The sequence below is a fragment of the Vibrio sp. 2130-1 genome, from assembly GCF_033339515.1.
Window position 1 is genome coordinate 450,912 of the sequence record NZ_JAWOUT010000003.1, and the last position, 20,792, is coordinate 471,703.

The 20,792-nt window shown below is 41.8% G+C and carries 16 protein-coding genes and 1 pseudogene; 14 read left to right on the forward strand and 3 right to left on the reverse strand.

The window, feature by feature from the left end:
- Nucleotides 1-3 precede the first annotated feature (3 nt).
- From tssC to tssG, 4 genes are all read left to right on the forward strand, one after another.
- On the forward strand, nucleotides 4-1,479 hold the full coding sequence (gene tssC / locus R7Q09_RS06700) for a type VI secretion system contractile sheath large subunit (RefSeq protein WP_005373378.1): 1,476 nt from the start codon (nucleotides 4-6) through the stop codon (nucleotides 1,477-1,479).
- 61 nt (nucleotides 1,480-1,540) lie between these two features.
- Complete coding sequence (gene tssE, locus R7Q09_RS06705) at nucleotides 1,541-1,951, forward strand: type VI secretion system baseplate subunit TssE (protein WP_005373376.1); 411 nt, start codon at nucleotides 1,541-1,543, stop codon at nucleotides 1,949-1,951.
- 10 nt (nucleotides 1,952-1,961) lie between these two features.
- A complete protein-coding gene (gene tssF / locus R7Q09_RS06710; protein WP_017633756.1) occupies nucleotides 1,962-3,710 on the forward strand; it encodes a type VI secretion system baseplate subunit TssF in 1,749 nt (582 codons plus the stop codon).
- A complete protein-coding gene (gene tssG, locus R7Q09_RS06715) occupies nucleotides 3,707-4,705 on the forward strand; it encodes a type VI secretion system baseplate subunit TssG (RefSeq protein ID WP_171344910.1) in 999 nt (332 codons plus the stop codon). The genes tssF and tssG overlap by 4 nt, the downstream gene beginning before the upstream one ends.
- Before the next feature lie 54 nt (nucleotides 4,706-4,759).
- On the opposite strand, the gene R7Q09_RS06720 is transcribed toward tssG, so the two are convergent.
- From R7Q09_RS06720 to R7Q09_RS06730, 3 genes are read right to left on the reverse strand one after another with little or no spacing between them, the layout of a single operon-like run.
- Complete coding sequence (locus R7Q09_RS06720; protein ID WP_005373369.1) at nucleotides 4,760-5,212, reverse strand: Lrp/AsnC family transcriptional regulator; 453 nt, start codon at nucleotides 5,210-5,212, stop codon at nucleotides 4,760-4,762.
- A gap of 31 nt (nucleotides 5,213-5,243) precedes the next feature.
- A complete protein-coding gene (gene tssM, locus R7Q09_RS06725; protein ID WP_167416124.1) occupies nucleotides 5,244-8,633 on the reverse strand; it encodes a type VI secretion system membrane subunit TssM in 3,390 nt (1,129 codons plus the stop codon).
- A gap of 27 nt (nucleotides 8,634-8,660) precedes the next feature.
- The gene (locus R7Q09_RS06730) at nucleotides 8,661-9,974 is read right to left on the reverse strand and encodes a type VI secretion system ImpA family N-terminal domain-containing protein (RefSeq protein WP_005386112.1); all 1,314 of its coding nucleotides are present in this window, start codon (nucleotides 9,972-9,974) and stop codon (nucleotides 8,661-8,663) included.
- Nucleotides 9,975-10,477: 503 nt separating this feature from the next.
- Between R7Q09_RS06730 and R7Q09_RS06735 the strand changes: the two genes are divergently transcribed.
- From R7Q09_RS06735 to R7Q09_RS06780, 10 genes and pseudogenes are all read left to right on the forward strand, one after another.
- A complete protein-coding gene (locus R7Q09_RS06735; RefSeq protein ID WP_132937161.1) occupies nucleotides 10,478-11,077 on the forward strand; it encodes a hypothetical protein in 600 nt (199 codons plus the stop codon).
- A gap of 9 nt (nucleotides 11,078-11,086) precedes the next feature.
- Nucleotides 11,087-12,580 (forward strand): type VI secretion system-associated FHA domain protein, encoded by a 1,494-nt coding sequence (locus tag R7Q09_RS06740; RefSeq protein WP_318071252.1) that lies wholly within the window; start codon nucleotides 11,087-11,089, stop codon nucleotides 12,578-12,580.
- Nucleotides 12,573-13,073, forward strand: a complete 501-nt coding sequence (tssJ, locus tag R7Q09_RS06745; protein ID WP_005386118.1) for a type VI secretion system lipoprotein TssJ — start codon at nucleotides 12,573-12,575, stop codon at nucleotides 13,071-13,073. The genes R7Q09_RS06740 and tssJ overlap by 8 nt, the downstream gene beginning before the upstream one ends.
- Nucleotides 13,074-13,084: 11 nt before the next feature.
- Nucleotides 13,085-14,410, forward strand: a complete 1,326-nt coding sequence (gene tssK, locus R7Q09_RS06750) for a type VI secretion system baseplate subunit TssK (RefSeq protein ID WP_005373357.1) — start codon at nucleotides 13,085-13,087, stop codon at nucleotides 14,408-14,410.
- Nucleotides 14,407-15,198 (forward strand): type IVB secretion system protein IcmH/DotU, encoded by a 792-nt coding sequence (icmH, locus tag R7Q09_RS06755; RefSeq protein WP_005373354.1) that lies wholly within the window; start codon nucleotides 14,407-14,409, stop codon nucleotides 15,196-15,198. The genes tssK and icmH overlap by 4 nt, the downstream gene beginning before the upstream one ends.
- A 147-nt stretch (nucleotides 15,199-15,345) precedes the next feature.
- Nucleotides 15,346-15,913: pseudogene (locus tag R7Q09_RS28800) on the forward strand (DUF4150 domain-containing protein); the annotation flags it as partial.
- Nucleotides 15,914-16,815: 902 nt separating this feature from the next.
- A complete protein-coding gene (locus R7Q09_RS06765; protein ID WP_213866785.1) occupies nucleotides 16,816-18,972 on the forward strand; it encodes a hypothetical protein in 2,157 nt (718 codons plus the stop codon).
- Complete coding sequence (locus R7Q09_RS06770) at nucleotides 18,965-19,723, forward strand: hypothetical protein (protein ID WP_005373345.1); 759 nt, start codon at nucleotides 18,965-18,967, stop codon at nucleotides 19,721-19,723. Before R7Q09_RS06765 ends, R7Q09_RS06770 begins: the two co-directional genes overlap by 8 nt.
- Nucleotides 19,724-19,754: 31 nt before the next feature.
- Nucleotides 19,755-20,258, forward strand: coding sequence for a hypothetical protein (locus R7Q09_RS06775; RefSeq protein ID WP_005373343.1), 504 nt, complete (start codon nucleotides 19,755-19,757; stop codon nucleotides 20,256-20,258).
- 203 nt (nucleotides 20,259-20,461) lie between these two features.
- The gene (locus R7Q09_RS06780; RefSeq protein ID WP_318071254.1) at nucleotides 20,462-20,773 is read left to right on the forward strand and encodes a hypothetical protein; all 312 of its coding nucleotides are present in this window, start codon (nucleotides 20,462-20,464) and stop codon (nucleotides 20,771-20,773) included.
- Nucleotides 20,774-20,792 lie beyond the last annotated feature (19 nt).

Consider the following 20,792-nt stretch of genomic DNA (forward strand, 5'->3'; position numbering starts at 1 on the left):
ATCATGTCTGCAGAAGCACAAGCGCCAGAACAAGAAGCAGCCTTAGTTGAATCAGGCTCACTTCTGGATAGCATTCTTAACGAAACACGTTTAAAGCCAAGTGATGAAGGTTTTGACGTTGCAAAACGAGGCGTAGAAGCATTCATCAGTGAGCTACTAAGCAGTTCGAACACAGAGAAAGTCGACCAATCTCTGGTTGATCTGATGATCTCTGAAATCGACCAAAAATTGTCTAAGCAAGTTGATGCAATTCTTCATAACGAAGAAGTTCAAGCGATTGAATCAACGTGGCGTGGCCTTAAGTACCTGGTTGATCACACTGACTTCCGCGAGAACATTCAAATCGAACTGATCTCTGCGAAGAAAGACGAAGTTCTTGATGACTTCGAAGACGCTCCAGAGGTGGTGAAGTCTGGCCTGTACAAGCAAATCTACACACGTGAATACGGCCAGTTCGGTGGTAAACCTGTTGGCGCCGTCATTTGTGATTACGCTATGTCTGCCTCGTCGCCTGACATCAAACTGATGGAATACATGGCGAACGTAGGTGCAATGTCTCACGCACCATTCATCACGTCTGCATCGGCTAAATTCTTTGGCCTAGACAGCTACGAAGAGCTGCCAAACCTAAAAGATCTGAAGTCTGTATTTGAAGGTCCACAGTACGCGAAATGGCGTGGTCTGCGTGAGCACGAAGATGCACGTTACCTAGGTCTATGTACGTCTCGCTTTATGCTACGTACGCCTTACTCTGTTGAAGATAACCCAATCAAGGCGTTTGACTACGATGAGCAAGTGACAGACAGCCATGATAATTACCTATGGGGTAACTCAGCGTACGCGATGGCGTCTAAGATCAGTGAATCATTTGCTAAGTACCGTTGGTGTCCGAACATTATTGGTCCTCAAAGCGGTGGTACTGTACAAGATCTACCGGTTTACAACTTTGAAGCTATGGGTCAAATCGAGACTAAGATCCCAACCGAGATCCTGGTTTCTGACCGTCGTGAGTACGAGCTAGCGGAAGAAGGCTTCATTGCGCTAACCATGCGTAAAGGTTCTGACAACGCGGCGTTCTTCTCTGCAAACTCTGTTCAAAAACCAAAAGTGTTTGCGAATACGCCGGAAGGCAAACAAGCTGAGATGAACTACAAGTTAGGTACTCAGCTTCCTTACATGTTCATTATCAACCGTTTAGCGCACTACATCAAAGTGCTACAGCGTGAGCAAATTGGTTCTTGGAAAGAGCGTTCTGACCTAGAAATCGAACTGAACAAGTGGATTCGTCAATACGTTTCTGACCAAGAGAACCCGCCAGCGGAAGTTCGTGGTCGCCGTCCGCTTCGTGCTGCGAAGGTTGAAGTATCTGACGTAGAAGGCGATCCAGGCTGGTACAAAGTATCGATGTCTGTACGTCCTCACTTCAAGTACATGGGCGCAAGCTTCGACTTGTCTCTAGTTGGTAAGCTAGACCAATAACCCATTACTGAAACCATCAAGCAGCCAGTGAAGACTGGCTGCTTTTTTCGTAGGACCGCACATGGAAAAAGGTTACCGTCTTTTAGAGCGGATCGAGCTAGGAGAACCAAAAAACTGCTACGAGAAAGTGGTGTCTCATAAGCATTTGATTGAATCCATTCACTCGCATCTTGCTGACTTGTTGAATACGCACTCCGGCAACGCAATGATCGACAATGAGTATGGTCTGCCAGATTTTAACGACGTACTTTCTAACAACACAAACCTCGTTCGCCATATTCAAAAAAACATCACGTCAACCATAGAACGCTTTGAGCCCCGACTGCTGAATGTCGAGGTTCATTACCGTGAAGACCACCATAATCCATTACAACTCGGCTTTGGTATTCGCGGCGAAGTTTCCCATAACGGCGGTAAAGTCCCAATGTCGATCGATGTCTACATGGGAACCGACGGCCAATTTAACGTTTAGTAGGTGCCACTTGAGTAACAGTAAATACTTTCAAGATGAACTCACGTATTTACGCGAGTCGGGTAGTGAGTTTGCCAAATATCATCCGAAGTTAACTCACTTTCTCTCTGAAGGAACTTTTGATCCAGATGTCGAACGATTGCTGGAGGGTTTTGCTTTTTTGACCGGACGCATCCGCGAAAAGATTGACGATGAACTTCCTGAGCTAACGCAATCTCTGATGACTTTGCTGTGGCCACATTACATGCGTTCGATTCCGTCTTTGTGTATTAGCGAACTAAAACCGCATACCGGAAGTGTTACTGAGAAAACCGTGGTGAAACGTGGTGCGGAAATGGCCAGCGAGCAGGTAGAAGGCACGCAGTGTTTGTTCCGTACTTGTTATGACGTCAATCTATACCCAATTACGATTACTAACATTGAACAAACTAACAGCCGCACCAGCTCGATGATTGATGTGACGTTATCGACGGAGCATGGCCTGGAACTGTCTCGTATCGGTTTAGATACGTTGCGTTTGCACCTGCATGGTGAGATTCATATTACTCGCACTGTCTTCTTATGGCTGTTCCGTTATCTAGATTACGTCGAGTTGGATGTTGGTGGTGGCTACAAACATCGTTTAGGGCCAGAGTACGTTAAGCCAGTCGGGCATGAAGAGGACGAGGCGCTGCTGCCTTACAGCAAAAATTCCTTTGCAGGCTACCGTTTGCTGCAAGAATTCTTCTCTTTGCCAGATAAGTTCATGTTCTTCGACATTAAAGGCTTAGAGTGGCTAAAAGGCATTCCGCAACGCAGCACGGTCAAAATCAAATTCCACTTTAAGCGTGCTTTGCCTTCAGAAGTGGTACTTAAAGATAAACACTTAAGGTTGCACTGCACACCTGCGGTTAACTTGTTTGAAAAAGACGGCGATCCAATCCGCTTAGAGCATCGACGAAACGAGTACAAGGTGCGTCCACAAAGTAACACTCAGGAGCATTACGAGGTTTATTCCATTGAGCAAGTGGAGAGCTGGAGTAAAGACGAGCGTCGCCGAAAACCACTGATTGAATTTGAATCGTTTGAGCACCAAATCAACCAGCGTGATAAGCGAGAATTCTACAAATCCAAAGTGGGCGAGCGAGTAAGCGGAAGAGGGTTAGAGCGCTATATCTCATTCCATACTCACAATGGCGACATCGCGGATTTAGGGACTGAAACAGTATTGATGAAACTGCAATGCAGTAACGCAGACTTAGCGGAGCGCCTGTCAGTAGGAGACATCACTTACGCGACGCACAAATCGCCAACGTATGCGACGTTTAAAAACATTACTAAGCCAACACAGTCAGTAAGTCCTCAGGTTAATGGTGAACTTCAATGGCAGTTGATTGCCAACATGTCGCTCAACTACTTGTCTTTGGCCAATATCGATGTGTTGAAAGTGTTGCTCTCGACTTACGACTTCCACTCTCGAGTCGATAGACAAGCCCACCGCGCGTCGATTCATCGACTTGATGGCATTATTTCTTCAGAGATGAAACCAATCGATCGCGTATTTCGTGGTGTATCTGTGCGTGGTAACCAATTCAAGCTCGTGACGGACTCTAAGTTCTTCGTAAATGAAGGCGATATGTTCCTTATGGCCACGGTATTGAATGAATTTATCCGTTTGTATTCGAGTGTGAACTCCTTTACCGAACTAGAGGTGTTCGATGAAGCGACGGGCGAGGTTTACAACTGGGCAAGCCTAATCGGGCAGCAGACGATACTATGATTAACACACTTTCTGATAAGTCGAATGAGTTTAGTTTCTACCAAGCAGTGTTGCTGTTAGAGAAACACTACCAGCTGGAGCCAAACTCAAATTTTGTTGCCGTGGGCGAGAACAAATACTTCCATCAAGAGCGAATTGAGTTCAGCGTGTCGCCAAACCTGTGCTTTCCAAAGAGTGATATGGACTTTATTACTCATATGGAAAGAAACGGACAGCAATATTCACGTATTGAGACGAACTTTCTTGGCTTGCATGGTTCAAGCTCGCCCCTACCTGCGTCTTACACTGAGAAACTCGTCGGTCGTGATCCCGATGATAACCCAGTGAAGGATTTCTTCGACTTTTTCCACAACCGCTATACAAGCTTACTGTATCGTGTTTGGAAGAAATACCGATATCACGTGCAGTACAAAAGCGGGGCAAGCGATGCGTTTTCTGGGCGCATACTGCATTTGGCTGGTCTCTCTAGTGTTATGCAAGATTGTGAAGTCGCGGAGTTAGATCGAGCGAAAGTTCTGTCTTACGTGAACCAGTTATCTACGCGTACACGCTCACCCAAGCTTATTTCCGGTATTGTTTCGCACTACTTTTCACTGCCGAATGTGCGAATCGAAGAATGGGTTTATCGGCGGGTCGAGATTGCAGAAAGCCAACGTAATAAACTCAATCGCGCTAACTGTGTGTTGGGGCAAAGCCTGCACTTGGGACAAAGCATTGCGGATTTGAACGGCAAGTTTAACTTGTGTATCGACAACATTGATTTTGAAACGTTTAAGCAGTTTTCCTACGATGGTGAGTTACATAAGACGCTGGTGGGCTTGATGCGCTTTATTCTGCGTGACCCAATGTCGTGGGACCTAAAGTTGACAGTTAACTTAGACAGTATTCCAGAAAACAAACTGGGTAATGGAGAAGGGAACCAACTAGGTCAAACGTTCTGGCTTGGCAACCCAGGTGATAAAGACGCCAAAATTCGACTTATCGGAAGCATATAAGAAAGCCGCTCAACGAGCGGCCCTTTATGTTTTCCTCAAAGAGGTCAGAAAAGCTTAACGACTGATCGGCTGATGCAGTACAACGGTAGTATCAAGCCTTTGAATGCCGTTAAATGATTCAATTTCATTACAAAGATGATGAATAGACTGCAGGTCGGGCGCTTCAATTAGGGCAATAATATCAAAGTTGCCACCAACAACGCTCGTTAAGCGAACCTCAGGGATTTCTTTAAGTGCATTCGTTACATCATTCTTCTTACCCTTTTCACAAGAGATCAGTAGATAACTAGCGGCTTTTCGCCCTTCATTTTCTACACGAATCTGTGCGGTATAGCCTTTGATAATACCGGTCTTTTCTAAACGATTAATTCTTTCTGCTACTGCTGTTCGAGACAAACCAATGTTTCGGGATAGATTCGCAATCGACTCTCGCCCATTCGACAATAGACTTGAAAGTATTTTTCGATCTAATTTATCTAAACCTTGTAAAGTCATGTTTGAAATCATGTGTTCTGCCTATTTTGTTTTTATATTGTTATTAAATCGACTCTGGGAGCGTAAAGTTATACAGCTCAGCAAGAGTGAATGGGTTTTTCTGTGTCAACGGAGTGATGCGTAAGCTCAAGTCCCTCCCTGACACTTTTATGTCACTGACGAAGCTGCCGTTATGAGTGTTTGTCAAGGTCGAGTCACCTAGCAATCTGTATATCGCCCATTGACCACTCTTATTTAAAACGTGCTGTCTGCCTTCATCGGTTACATCCTGGAGTGTGATACTTATATTGAAGTCACCATTTTGCGGTGGCCATGCCATTTCACGAATGCGGCTTGGACCGTGGTAGTAACTTATATTGGTATCTGCAATTTTTAAGCTCGCTCTAATCGCACTAGAATCAAGATCGAGTACTCTTGCACTAAACGGAATATGAACGCGGTTAGTGCTTTTATTAATTAATGTGTCTCGAATAACGTTATAGTTACGCAGTTGCACTAACAGAGCCGGAGAGATTGGCATCGTCTCGCCATCCACCTGTTTTGGCGTCCACAAATTGGTATCGTAGAACGGTGCAAAATTTTTCTGAATAAATGTGTCTAACAAGCCACCTGAAGCAAACAGTAATTCAAAATCTTCAATTGAGATTTCCTCGGTCGCTGTTAGATCAAATGGGTATCGTCCCAGCCCTATCTCTTTAAACTTGGTGTAAATCTCGCTGTACCATTGGGTTTGAATGCCTTTAGCGGACTCTTTAATCATGACTGACCAGCTTTGTTGAACCACATCTAACAACCAGCTACGAACGGGTTCCGGTGATTTTTGGGCAATCTGTTTAAGTTTTATTAATGGGTCAGCTTCACTGCTGTTCATTCGATGCTGAGCTGCCGCTAGCGCCGCCATTTGCGGGTCAGGTGCATCAGCGATGTCTTTCATATATGTGCGAACACGGCTTAACGCAGCTACGGTCTCATCCCAAGGAGTAGGGGAGTTTGGTGTTTCACTGACCTGAAGTTGGTTTAATAAGTGAAAAGCTTGTTCAACACGTTTCATCAACAAGTAATCAGGTTTAACTACTTCCTCTACTGCGTCTGATGCGGAGTCTGCCGCTGCCACGAGTTTCGGGTCTAGCTTTGAAATCAGAGCATTTTTTTCACCAACGGGTGAAAATTGTGTGTTGGCATAGACCTGTTTCAGTACGGTTGTCATTGGTGAAGAAGGGCCCGAGATTAAGTCTATCGCGTTCGTTAGATCGCCGACATTGTCATAGTTCTGGACTTTTAGTTCACTCAGCGCATTGCGCCAATTACTGATGTAGTCATCAGTGTATTTTTTACGTACTTCCTCTTTGAAGGCTTCTTGTTCTTCACTAGTAGGAATAACGTGTTGTGACAGACCTAAAACCCAGTTGTCACTGATGACTTGTTGTGACATTAGGTCCACGCGTGGTCGATAAAAAGTGCTAAAACCAGTGGAGGTATAGATCTTATCTACGATCAAGCGTTCACTATCGATTGGTGTGTTGAATACATTGCTAAACTCAAAACCCACAGCTCGTTGCAGATCTAGGGTTCCTAAATCAATCGAATTTGCTTCGTTTAAAATGCCTGCATAAACGAGATCAACATTCGAATTTGCTAGCAATGAGCGACGTGTTGCGCGAACAAGATCCATATTGATATCAATTGGATCAAACTGTGTGCGAAAGTAAGCGTCCAAATAGCGCATCGCCTGATTGACGACGTCACTTTGGTTGCTCAAATCGTTCATCATTTGGAGAGTTTGATGACGCAAAAAACGGATATCACGCTTTGTTGGATCGTTTAGCATTAGATACCCCTTCAATAGAGGTAAAGCGCGTGTAAAAGTGTTTTGATTTTGTGTCAGTTGTAGACGGTAACCTTTCTCAATGAGAGGTATCAACTGTTGAGCAACGTCCTTAAGTAATGCTTCGTAAGCGATGCGAGTGCTTTGATCCAAACGGCTAATGTTGAGTGGTAATATCTCTTCATCCAAAGCCTTAGAACCTTTAAGCCACGCCCCATAAGAAGGCTCTATTGCTTTCGTCGCCTTCGCTAAAAGCTCATCGAATCTTGCATCTTGCTCCACTTGTGATTTGTCATCGATACTCAAGAGTTGATTCATCACATGTAAGTTACTGTCTAATGTCGTGAAAAAGAAGTAACTGCCCCCAGTAAGCAGGATAATGGAGCCGAGTATTGCCAAACGGCTTTGTCTCTGAATTAGACGAAGATACGTCTTGTTTTCGCCCGCAAAGTCGCTTTCCGGCAATATTTGTGAATCAATCAGAAAGCGAGAGAAATAAGGCGTTTCTGTTAACTGAGTATGCTCTGACGCGATAATAGGTAAGTTGAAGTAATTACTACAACTTTTTGCAAGTAAATTGTACTTGCGACCGCCTTGCAGACTCGAACTAAAGAAAATCTCACGGATGTCTAGTGAATAGACACCGTTGTTAACATCACATAGACGCTCAAGCACATAGCTGACTTCAGACTGACATAGCTCAAACTGCTTAGGGAAAGCGAGTATTGCTTGTTTCTCATCAATGTCCGTTGAATTAGCGGATGCATCTAGCGCATTACTTTCAAGCACTCTCACTAGATTTCGATAGCTATCGCGGTAGTACTCTGCAAATACACCTTTGGCTTCTTTTAGTGGGATAGAGAGGAACTCAACACGTGTCTTGAGAGAGCTAAAGTGCATGTATTCTTTAAAGCCATCTAACTTGTCTAGCTTTGACATAATCAAATAGATTGGCAATGCTGAAGACGTTTTAGAGTTGATGGTACTCAAGCGCGCCAATAACGACGAAATGGTGTACTCTTTTTGCTCTGGCTCAGAGACGATCATGAACTCGAAATCGGTGAAGAATAGACACCCAGAAAATGGCTTTCGAGGTCGATGATGAATAACTTCTTCAATGAACGTATTCCATAAAGAAGCATCACTGCTTGATACTTCCTGGAACACTAAGCGTTGGTCTGGTTTGATGTATACAGCGCTGTCAGATTCGTACCATTCAAAAAAGTCATTCTTAGCGGTTCTAGTGCGATCCATCGGTTTGATTGCACTAGAATTAAATAAAAATTGACGTCGCCCTGATCCTTTATTACCAAGCATCAGGTAAATTGGTTTCTTGCCTGAGTTAGCAAGAAGAGGCTGGATAACCATAGAAAGTGCTTCTTCCTCGGTTTCCAAATGTTGAGCTTTAGCGTTGTTCTTTTTCTTCAACCATAATGTGAATTGAAAAGTGACGTAAACAATGGCGATAGCACCAAGGGTCAGCCAAAGATAAAGTTGATCGATTTCGTCAAGAAAAAGCAGATAAATAGTGGTGATAATTGCAGCCACTAAAAACATCAATATAGTAGAAATCACCACTGGATTTCTAAACAGTTTTTGTTTGAACATAAGCCTAAAACTTCTTTAATTGTATTGTTATTTATTGTCAGTTTTTTCAGCTTGTAGCTGACTCAATTTATATAGGTAGATGTTCAGTAAAAGGGTTGCGCGGTCAATTTCCTTTTGCTGTGAATACTTTTCAGCGTATTCAATACGACCTAAAAGCGGGAATAACGAGTTACTGTATTCGTACGCCTTTTCAGAGTTCTTATCTACATTCTGTCTAGCTACGTTGGCAAACACCGTTCTTGCGTCTGAGAATCGCTTATAAACATCCATAAACTGGTCTTCTAAATGGGCGCTCTGTGTCAAAAAGTTCTGACGTAGTTGCTGTGCAGAAGACGAATCCGGATAGATCGCGATTAATTCATTGGTCAAGCTATCGAGCTCGCTGACGTTACTTACTTTTGCCGAGTCTAAAAACCAGTTATTCATCATAATATCGACACGATTAATGGCCTGCGTTTTCAATGACTGAGCATATTTTTTATTTTCGTAATCTAACGAGGCGACCAAATTTACAAGTTCATTAAGTGAAGCTTGATTAATTTTTTGTTCCAATGTTCGATAACGTTGTTGCTCGTACATGAAATGTGAACATATCGCAGTAACAATCAAACCAATAACGAAGTAGATCATAAATCGACCAGACTTTGCCGGTGATGCTTTCTCTTGGCTATTTAGGTTGGGTGATGACACCGGTGCTGGAGAGGGAGACACATTCACTTTAATTTCAGGTGCCTTCTGCGTTGCTGCAGGAGCGCTAGTGTTGGCTTGTTTTTTCTCGCGTAACTCAGCCGCAATCTGTTGTTCTTTTATCTGCTCAATCCATTGATTCAAAATACGGCGAATGCGACCTAATGACGGCGCTTCAATACCGTAATGAAGACGAAGCTCTTCCTCAATCCTCAAGCATAATTGATGTGCTGCCTCTATCAATGGAAGCTCTTCTGGTAACGCCCGATGCTTATTAATTCGTTTTTCAGTATGCTCTACCATCCATTCAATAGCGCTCATTCGTGCCTTTGACTTTGAATGCTCTGGATACGCGTTGAACCAATATACGACACACACATCAAGTATTGAGTTTAACCCTTCAACAAGGCCTCTTAAGCCGTCGTTATAGGTTGACGCAACGGTAAAGTAACAGCAACAACGTAGGTCTTTCGCTTGGGTACTCAAGATCTTTTTTGAGAGTGTTTGAACCGTTTTCCACGAGACTCTCCCTGTGACTTTATTCAGGTTGTTTATTTGACGTTTAATTTCGTCAAAATCCTCAGAACCATTAGGATTAGAGCCGCTTGGGTTATTTTCATCGATTGGTCTTCGAGCGAAGTCGGTAAAAAACATAAGGAAAGTTCCAACTGATCATATAGAAGTATTAAGTTATATAGGATTTCACTACTGTTATATTAAATTATAAGCAGTGCACATCTGTCGCAATTCTATAGACAAAATAAGCGGATTAGATAATAAAAATTCATTAAAAGAAATTAAATTACTTTTAGTGTGATCTTTGTTCATAATATTAATATCAATAGTTAAGTCTATTTATAAGAAGAAACTTATATATGAAGATGAGAACGTTGATTAAAAAGTAACTAAATTGTTATCGGAGATTACGTTTTGTCCAATTAGCAATCAAATTCTGTTACTTCTATTTAAATAGAAAGATTTACTGTCTCGTCACTTAATCTGTAGTCGGTTCTTTAGTTTTTGTTTGTAGGTAAAACAACCAACCTGATAGTTGAAATGTATTAAATTATAGGTGTTTTTTTAGGCTTATTGAAAAAGAGAATATAATTGATATCTTTCGCCTCTAAGTAGAATATCGGTTTTCCTAGAGGGACGAAATGCTAAAACCAAGTCAAATTGGGCTGATTTCAGCCATGTGTCTATTTTCTTCTGTTGTAATGGCAAAAGGGGAGCGATATGGACTCTCTACCAGTATGTTGACTATCGATAGCATTAAATACGATGAAGGTAAAAGTGGTGAGCAGGATACGCTTAGGTTCGGCTTGGTTCATACTCGTCCTATTGATGAAAACAATAACCGTTGGCGTTGGTGGTTAGGGCTAAACTATCTAGCAGAAGATATTGAAGCGCCAGCAAACGGCTTATATCAAGAAGCGACGAACTATGAACTTCGTGTTGTTCCTCAATATGCGTTGACTTCTTGGAGTGTTTTCACGCCATACGTTGGTGCGGGCTTGTCTGTCGGTTACTCGCAATATTCTAATCGCTGGCAAGTAGACCAAGAGGGCTATCGTTATGAGAGTGTTGAAGACATCGACCAGTTTGAGTTAGGTGCGGTTGTGACCCTTGGTACTGCTATAAAGTTAGGCAGTAATCCTGACGCCCATATACAAATTATCCCGCAGGCCTCTTATATCCTTCCGGTTGTAAATGATGGAATTGGTGGGCTTGAACTATCAGTTTCTTTGCTCTTTTGAGGTTCGTAAATGTACTCAAATCAGCTAGTTTTATTTATCTCAAAGTGTCCAGAGGAATACACCGGTGCAAAGCATATTGAAATGCCTGAAAGTGGTGGTTCGATAGGTCGTTCCCCAAGCTGTAGCGTGTCTTTAGCCGATCACAACCGCTTTATATCGGGCACTCATTGTTTGCTCAGCGTGTATGGAGATACCTACTATATAAGTGACGTATCAACTAACGGCACAATGGTAAATGGGAATAAAATACTAAAAAATCAACCCGTTGCGATAGTTGATGGTGACATCATTTCTTTAGGGCAATATGAGATTGGTGTTTCTCTTGAGCACGTTACCTCAACACTAGACATCGCCGCTGATATTGCTCCTGAGCGAGTATCTAGCGATCCTCTGGTTAGTCTAGGAGATGCGGTTGTCGAAGAGGAAGAAAAAGTCGGTGCCTTAGAAGATTTGTTTATGGAGACTAAACAGGATGACATTGATTGTCATGATCCTGTTGCTCACCTTAACTTTTCGATGCAGCGAGATGACGATTACTTAATTCGTGATAATGAGCGTACAGAATCTGAACAACCTAGAACCGTGGAAAGCACGCGTCAGGTGGTCGATGACAGTTTCAGTATATATTCCGAATTTGATCAACCAAGCCTAATCCCTGAAGACTGGATGGCTGCGGAAACCAAGAGTAACGCATCAGTCAATGACGCATTAGCGCCAGAAAGCGGTAAGCCACATAGAGCCGATATTGCCTCAGCTGAGGTGATGCAACCTGGCACAGTAGCCCCAGATAGCGCGATTCAAAGACAACATCGTACGCCTAATGTAACTGAGATGGTCGTAGAGCAGGCTAATACAGGGTCAAAATGGGAAGAGATGACCCAATCTTTTACGCCTTCTCCTAACACTAATCAGCAACTTCAAATACTTACGGAACAGCATGCGATAAAAACCACGACGAAAGCACAAGTCGATACTGATGCGGCCGTTTGCTCTCAAGATATAGCGCAAGCGTTTTTTGATGGTTTGGGTATTCGAAATCCAGAGTTGATGACAAACGAGGCGCAGTTATTCAAGCAAATGGGCACTTGCTTGCGTTTATGTATTGATAACCTACAGAAAGAGTTGCACGAAGTGGAATCGTTAAAAGATGAGCAGAGTGCGAGTGAGGCTAACTCGAACATTGCAGAGCTAATGCTCACTTTGAATAGTCAGCAATTACTGGCTCCAAATGAACTGGTTGAACAAATGCTCGATGAGCTGAACGACCACCAAGTGATGCTTAACAAAGCACTGAATGAGCTCGTTTTAGAACAGTCTGAAACGAACGATCCCGTAGCATTTGCTAACAGGGTCGCTAGCCAGTCTTTGTTCTCAACTAAGTCAAAGCTGTGGGCAGAATACCTAGATTTCTACACTAATAATCGTCGCCTGCTTAATGAAACATCCTTAAAAGGGCTGATTAAGAAAAACTATAACAAAGTGATTAAGGGAAACCATGCGTAGTATCGCTGTATTACTCGGATTTGCCATGTTGTCCGGTTGTTCCATGTGGGATCAATTTAAAGAGTCCACGGGTATCACACCAGAAACTTCGTCGATTGAATTGGTTATTGAGGCATCACCTGTACTCAATGTGAGAAATGGGGGCCAGTCATCTCCAGTTATTCTTCGTCTTCACGAATTAAGTTCGCCAGTATTGTTCCGAAGCTTAGATTTCTTTGCCTTGTTTGAGAGCGATAAAGCGTCGTTGGGTGATGAGTACATCAAACGTTACGAATATCAAATACAGCCAGGTGGAAAAGTTCATGAAATGCTAACGCTAGACCCTGACACTCGTGCCGTCGGTTTTTCAGTGGCTTTTCGTGATATTGATGGTTCGTCATGGCGAAAAGTGGAAGTTATTGAAGAGAAGAGCGAGTACTACATCAAGCTCAAGTTAGAGGGCAGTGAGTTAATTTCTGATAACACTCGCGGCATTGAACAGGTTTACTTTTAAGGGATAGAAACATGTCTTTATACAATCCAGTTGTTTGGCAAGATGGAATGTTCATGAAGCCGCAGCATTTTCAACAACTCGATCGTTCGCAAAGTAAACTATCGAGCCTACTGAGTGCCAATGCATCGCCTTTGCATTGGGGAATTAAACGTTTAGAAATCAACTCTCAGTTACTAGCACTGGGTAAAATCGGTATTACTCGTGCTGAAGGTATTTTACAAGACAGGACACCATTTGAGCTTCCGTTGCTTGCTGAGCTGCCTGAAGTGAAAGATGTAGATCCTTCGATTGCCGATAAAGTCGTTTATTTGTGCTGTCCGTTACCATCGGAACGCTCTGAGTTATTTGGCACCAAAAAAGACGGTGCGCGCTATACGATGGAATCTCAAGAAGCGGTTGACGCTTGTTATGATTCGGAAGACATGGCAAATATCGTCGTCGGTAAGCTTAACTTTTGCTTAATGTACGATCATGAAGATAAGAGTGCTTACACGTCTATTCCGATCTTAAAGATCTCAGAAGTGAAGCCTGATGGCAGCGTGATCTTAGATGATAGTTTCATTCCTACCTGTATCGATATTCATGCGTCGACAGTACTGAGTAAATTTGCGACCGAGTTTGCTTCTATGTTGAAGCATCGCGCGGAATCGATAGTTCAGCGATTAGGGGTGGTGGATCAACAAGGTGTATCATCGGTTTCTGACTTTATGCTATTGCAAGCGCTCAACCGATACGAACCCTTGTTTTGGCATTTCGCCAGCACAGAAGCTGTGCATCCTGAGTCTTTGTATCGAATTCTTCTTCAGGCAGAAGGTGAGCTTTCGACGCTGTGCTCAACGACACGCCGACCTATTGAGTTTACGAAGTACAATCATGGTGATCTTACTAGCTGTCTTTCTCGCGTCCTAGACAGTGCGAAAATGACATTGAGCGTGATGTCTGAGCAAAGAGCAATTCCACTGACCTTAAAAGATCAGAACTATGGCATCAGAACGGCAGCAATCCCTGACAATAAGATCATTGATACGACGACCTTTATCCTCGCAGTTAAAGCTGACGTGACCTTGGATGTCCTGCATACCCAGTTTGTCAGCCAAACGAAGATCGGTTCTATCGATAACATACGTGACTTGATTAACCTTCAACTGCCTGGGATTGAGATCAAACCAATGCCAGTAGTGCCACGTGCGCTGCCGTATCACGCTGGCTACACCTATTTCGAGCTCGATAAAACGGGCGAAGAGTGGATGGCATTGAAGAACACTGCTGCGATTGCGATTCACGTTGCGGGCGATTTCGCTAACTTATCATTGCAACTTTGGGCCGTTCGTCTATGAGTTACGCAGAAACCGACGTCACCGTAGTCTTATTCCAACCAGAGCCTGGCAAACCAATGGAGGTAATGCCAGCGCCTGACTTGTCGAGAAACATCGCAGTACAAGATCTATCTATCGACAACATGGGTATTAACCCGCTAGTGGACCAGTTCTCATGGTTGATCGCCAGTCTGTCTTGTATGTCTTCGATCCCTTGGCTTGATGACCCGATGCCATTTCGTGAACAAGTGGCACGTGAGATTCGAAAAGGTGAACGAAAACTTAATGAAATGGAGCTCGATCGTGCTTCGGTTCTTGTTATTCGTTACTGCTTGTGTGCGGCGATTGATGAATCTGTTTGTCGACAAGAGTGGGGGGCAAATAGTCACTGGAGCCAGAACAGCTTACTGTCTGAATTCCACAACGAAACATCTGGTGGTGACAAGTTTTTCGTTATTCTCGACCGCTTAAAAGCCGACCCTCGCAAATACCGTCACGTTATAGAGTTTCTCTATTTATTGCTTCAACTCGGTTTCCAAGGCAAGTACGGCCGTGAAGAGCGTGGCAACGAAAAGTTAGCGGAAATTGGCAGCACCATTTATCGATTAGTGCGAGATGACCGCCTAGCAGAACAAGAAAAAGTTTCTTTAATCAACCTTAAAGCTAAATATCTAAAGAAGCCGTTAAAAAGGGTAATTTCACCCAAGCTGATCTTAAGTCTTAGTGCGATGACGTTTGCGCTTATGTATGCGGCAACCTACATCGTCATAGACTTAAAATTTCAGCAACTGCTTGAAATGTATAGATAACCAGAGAACTAAAATGAGATCTTCTGCCAGTTTTAGGGCTTATTGTGAATATCACTGGTCTTTTAGTGAAATTCACTAGTTATTTAGAGAGATTGCAGTTTGCGATCTCTTTTATCATTCAATCAATAAAATTCAAATGGATTGGTTATGGGCGTAACAGTTGGTGCGAATGGACTTTCGATAGTTCATAAAGGCTCAGGTGGTGAAGCGAATGCAACGCTCCCAGATGTTTGTTTAACTAAGGTCGGCAAGCCAGTCGTTCCTATCCCTTATGGCAACAATGCTAAATCAGCAGACCTTGCAGGTGGGACTACGACGGTCTCTATGGATGGCGGTAACAGTGTCGCTATCAAGGGCAGTACGTTCTCAAAAAGTACCGGCGATGCGGGCGGTGACAGAAAAGGCGTTTCCTCAGGCACGATAGAAGCCGAAGCAAAATTCATTTCAGCCTCACCAACGGTTAAATTTGAAGGTAAGGGCGTATGTCGCCTGTCCGATCAAATGACCATGAACAAAGCTAACACTATGTGTTTGGGTGGCGCACAAAACCCATCGGTTTCTGTGACTGAAGAGCAGGAAGGGACGTATACGCTGGATATAGAATGCAAATATCCAAATGGGCTCCCTTACTCTAATGCACAATTTTCTTTAGTCGAACCTTCAGGTGCTGTCATTGGGAGTGGAGCGCTGGATTCTAGCGGAAAAGCAACTGTTAATGGTCTCGCTCTAAAAGAATGCAGGTTAGTGCTCAGCGAAACTCAAGACTCTTATACGCCGAACCAATCTTTAGCTGAAAATATTGTGACGGAAACTTACCCTGATCCGAATGATTTTTGTACGTTTGTCGCAGGTCGCCGCTCGCCATTTTGGGAAGATCGTGTTGGGGTTGCTAATGACTGGGGGATATTGATGTCCCCATCCTTCAGTGATGATGACTTTAAAGATATTGTGTTAGAGCAAAGCCGTATATCGTCTCCTTATGCGATTAGTCAAAATCACTCTAAAGATTTTTCTGATGCTTATGTTTCGGCACTTTATCACATCCAAACTGATACTACTGCGCTAGAGAAATATGAACCTTTAGTTGAACTGCTCTTGGAGCAAGTGCACGAAAATGGCGATATATTGAGAGTCTTATATCAAGCTGATGTGTTTGAGCCTCCCTATGAATTATTAGCGAAGCTTCGCTTTTTAGGGACTGGGAATACTGTGAAGTATTTGCAGTTTGTTTTATGGACGTTGATAAACAATCAAATCTGTTCATACATCGATGAGCTAAACAGTGAAATCATCGGTCGTTTAGATTTCATACAAAGCCAAGCTTCTGCAAGATCGTTGAGTTCTGTTGAAGAGGGTATAAACGGTTATAAAAAAGCACTTAACCACTTCAAACAAGCACTTCCTGACGTCATTAGCCAAATTTTCGAAACCAAAAATGACACCCTAATTTCTATATCGGCAATGGCCCTTGGGAGTACCGTTAACATAGCGAGCCAATCTAGCTTTGCTACTAATTTAGGTAGGGTTAATGCGGTGGTGTACACGAAGTCAAACAACTTGAACCGCCCATCATTTGTCACTTTTGACGATAACTTTTCTGACTAGGACATTTAAATCATGGATGCAGTTTTTCCGATAGCGCAACGAGAAGGTGACGCTTACTACACGCTCAGTGATTTTACGAAATTGTTTGATCAAGCTAAGAGCGGTCGTTATTTAATAGGACAAGGGTACGGTTGGCATAGTGGCATTCACTTAACATCAAAAATGTTACCGTGGGGGAAAGGGCTCAGACCTATTCAAGCGATGCTTGATGGAAAAATAGTGGCATTTCGCATAAATCCTGATTACCTAACATCAACGTACCAAGAGCAAGAGTTTAAGTATAGTAATAACTTTGTGCTTATCGAGCATGAGGCTGTAAACCCCGAAGATAGTGAAGATGTATTTAAATTCTATACACTTTATATGCACCTTGCGCCACCTTCAGATATTGGCGCCAATTCATCTATAACCACGCGTTACCGTTTACAAGAAGCGAGAAATGTACGCACTTTCAAACATAGTGATGTGCCTACTAATTCTGGTGAAAAAAAACAGTCGATGTCTAAAGGCACATTACTTGAATACCTGTATGCAGAAGAGAAGGAGACCCATCCATACCAGATCGACAAAAATACCTACAAAATGATAAAGTGCCGTGTGGTAGAGAATGGTAAATCGGCAAGTGGTAGCGAAAAAGCACTGTTAAACAAGATTGTTTGGTTTGCTTCGGGTCTCAATAGTGACTTTGACATTTTAGAAGATTCCTCTGCTGTCCTATCAGAACCAGTTTCAGAACCTAAATGGATGTCGGACAAGGCGGCAATGATTAGGGACGGTAGTGTGGTTTCTTTACTCCCACTCCTATTTAGAGAGGGGATAAAGGTTTCAGCTGGGGAAGATATCGGTTACATGGGACTGCATGAGTACAGTAACGATGCAATTGGAACTAAGAAAGAAGATAATCGTGTGCATATCGAGATGTTCTCTTTTGAGGAGCCGCCCGAATTTTTCAAAAAACAGATTTCTCCCAAAAATGCGGAAGAAAATCCACTTGTTGTTCTCGATGGGGCCGATAGTAGCGGTGCCGTTGATATGAGTAATTCGTTTATTCAGCAATTACTTGAATCTGTGACAGAAGATCAAGTAACGGACTTCTCCTCGTTCACTGCTCGCGATGCCAAAGTATACTTAGACGGTAAGCGTAAACACTTTGAGCGATTTATTGTGAAACATCCTACAGATTGGCATACAGAGTCGTCACAAAGTCTTTATGAATCAATCCATCAGACCGCAAAGGAAGCTCTAGATATTAAGTGCTCCGCTGGTTTTGTGACTATAGAGGACTACCGTAACTCCCCATGGCGCGATCAAGTGATGGATAGCTTTGATCTTTTCTCGCAATTCGAACTGGAAAGAGCAGATAAGTTCTCATGGATGCAAGATTTACAAGGTGATTTGCAACTAAGCGATGATAAGAGCCTTTGGCATTATTGGCCTTTTGTAGGAAATCACACCCAAAGTAAATGTTTCTGTAATCGTGATATTTCCAAGAGTTTTTTACTTGAAGTCTTAGGTGGAAAAGAAACTATTTTTGAGAACTCTCATTATGACAGTATGAGAAATGTTTCTTTAGATGAGTTATTAAATAGCTTGAATGACATGTTTAGGACGTATGAAATCGATGATTGTTTGAATAAAATCCACTTTCTGTCTCAAGCATTTCAAGAAAGTGATTTTTTCAAAACGACGGAAGAGTACTATTATAACGGGAAATATCCAGAGAAATGGAATAAGTACAGAGGTGGTGCATTCTATCATGGACGTGGTTTATTACAGATAACACATATAGAAAACTATGCTAAATACTTTGGTGTGAATACTAAAGATCTTACAAAAGAAATGATAGAAAGCGTTGCTAAAGATTTACACACGGCAGTAGATTCTTCAGGGTGGTTTTGGGTAAAAGGTAGTGCTTGGGGAGATATTCGTCCATTCGCTACCAAGAATGATCTATTTCGTGTAACGATCTCAGTAAATGGTGGTTACAATCATTTGTTAGAGAGAAAAAATAACTTATTAAAACTTTCAAAGTTGATTAATTGTAATTCAATATCCGATAACTATGACTTTAGTAAGTTTTATCTTAAGGATAGTTCAATGATCAATAAAAATTACTATAAAAGAAGTAAGAGTGTACATCACAAGCTGGAGTTAATGATAAATGAATAAAATGATTACATTTAGTTTAATCTTTTTATCAACATATTCTTTTGCGGAAAGCAGTATTACGCAAGAGCAAAAATTCACAGAGGCTGAGGGGCCTTTTTGTCAATATTCTCTAAAAGCAAATGGAACTTCATATGATTTTAGCTTTTTTGACTCATGTGGCACAAGCGATTTAATTAAATTGAATGAAGAGCTTTATTTGGTTGACTTGACTAATGGTAATATAAATAGCGAAGCATACTTTATTTTTGACACAGAAAAAAAAGAAGTTCCAAAAGAGATTGGTAGTTTGAACCTTAGTTATGACATTTACGATTATGGTTTTGATATTATCGATCATACATTATTGGACAGAGATAATGGTAAAATAATAAAAAACGCTAATAATAATTATACTGGCGTGTTGTCTTACATTTTCCAGAGAGATAATTTTAATATGAATATACCTAAAGATAGGATTTTGTATTGGAATAGAAATGGAGAAGAGAATTATTGTTCTTCTACAATAGTTTTTTCTGCTAATTATGACGAACATAGGCGAGATGTTTGCTGGAATAGTTTTTCATCAAGATATGAATATGTTGAGATTATTGAAGGTAGAGTAAGTTTAAGGATAAAGGGAGAGTTTGATGGAAGGCAGTTTAAGTTTGATAATAATGGTGAAGAACTGACGATTAATCCATATAATGGAAAGTATAGTACTAACAAAACCAACGAAAAATTCCCTGATGAAGACTATTTTAATATAAAGTGAATATATTGTTTTTATTTTTAATGTAGTTGAAATGCTTAAATTCAATGAAATTTATAAATCAATTGTGATGGTCGGGTTTTCATTTATTGTGTCGTTTTCAAATTTTGTAAGTGCAAGCTGCAACCAAAATTCTGTCATATTTACGTGTGATTTAGAAAATAAAGGTGGCAGTTTGAAAGCTTGCTTTAATCAAGCTGAGAATTCGATGTACTTCGTTGTTGACGAAAATGGGTTGAAAACAGTTTATGCCCCACGAAAGGGGAAGAGTTTAGATAACTATAAATGGATAGATATTTCTCTTGAAGAACCTGAATTCATTCCTTTGAAATTTGAAGTAAATGAAAACAAGAATGCGTACTTTTCATTGACTAGAGGTGGTGGACGGTTGAGTGTCGTTGCTAGCTTCGTTGACATGATTGAAGATGAAAATGCTGTTGAGTACTACTGTGAATTGGGAACTGAAACAGCTCTGGATCCCAACGTTAGATTAAAAATAAAACACGTAAAGCCTAATGAGTTTGAAGCTTGGGGTTAAATAGCAATAGATTCCGGTGAGAGCCTAAATAAAATTCATTGTAATAAAAAGTTAGCTTTTCTAGAAAATCTACTCGAGACGTTTGGATAAGAAATGTTCAGATAAAAAGCGCCGAAAGGCGCTTTTTATTTTCTTTAAAATAAAGTATGGTCTCCCTCCTTTTAAAATGGTAAGTGTTGAATAATTATACAGTGGTTAGGTAAATGAATAAAATAACTAAACTCGCTTTGGCTTTGTCCGTATTGACATCTGTTGTTGGGTGTCAACTGGTCTCAAATACGCCGATGCAATCGACAGCAACGAAGGAAATAATTGAAAAAGCAAAGGCAGAGTTTGATGGACAACGTTTTTATAAGTTGAATGAATATGATGAAGAAATCAACGTTTCAGATGACGGGGTCATTACCTTCAAGTCTTACTTACCACGCAGTGGCGGCTATGAATGGGTACCAATTGTGGCGGTGTTGATCAAATCAGGTGAAGAGTCGATCTTGCCTACACTCTATCGCCATTAGCTTCGAATAGGCATACCTA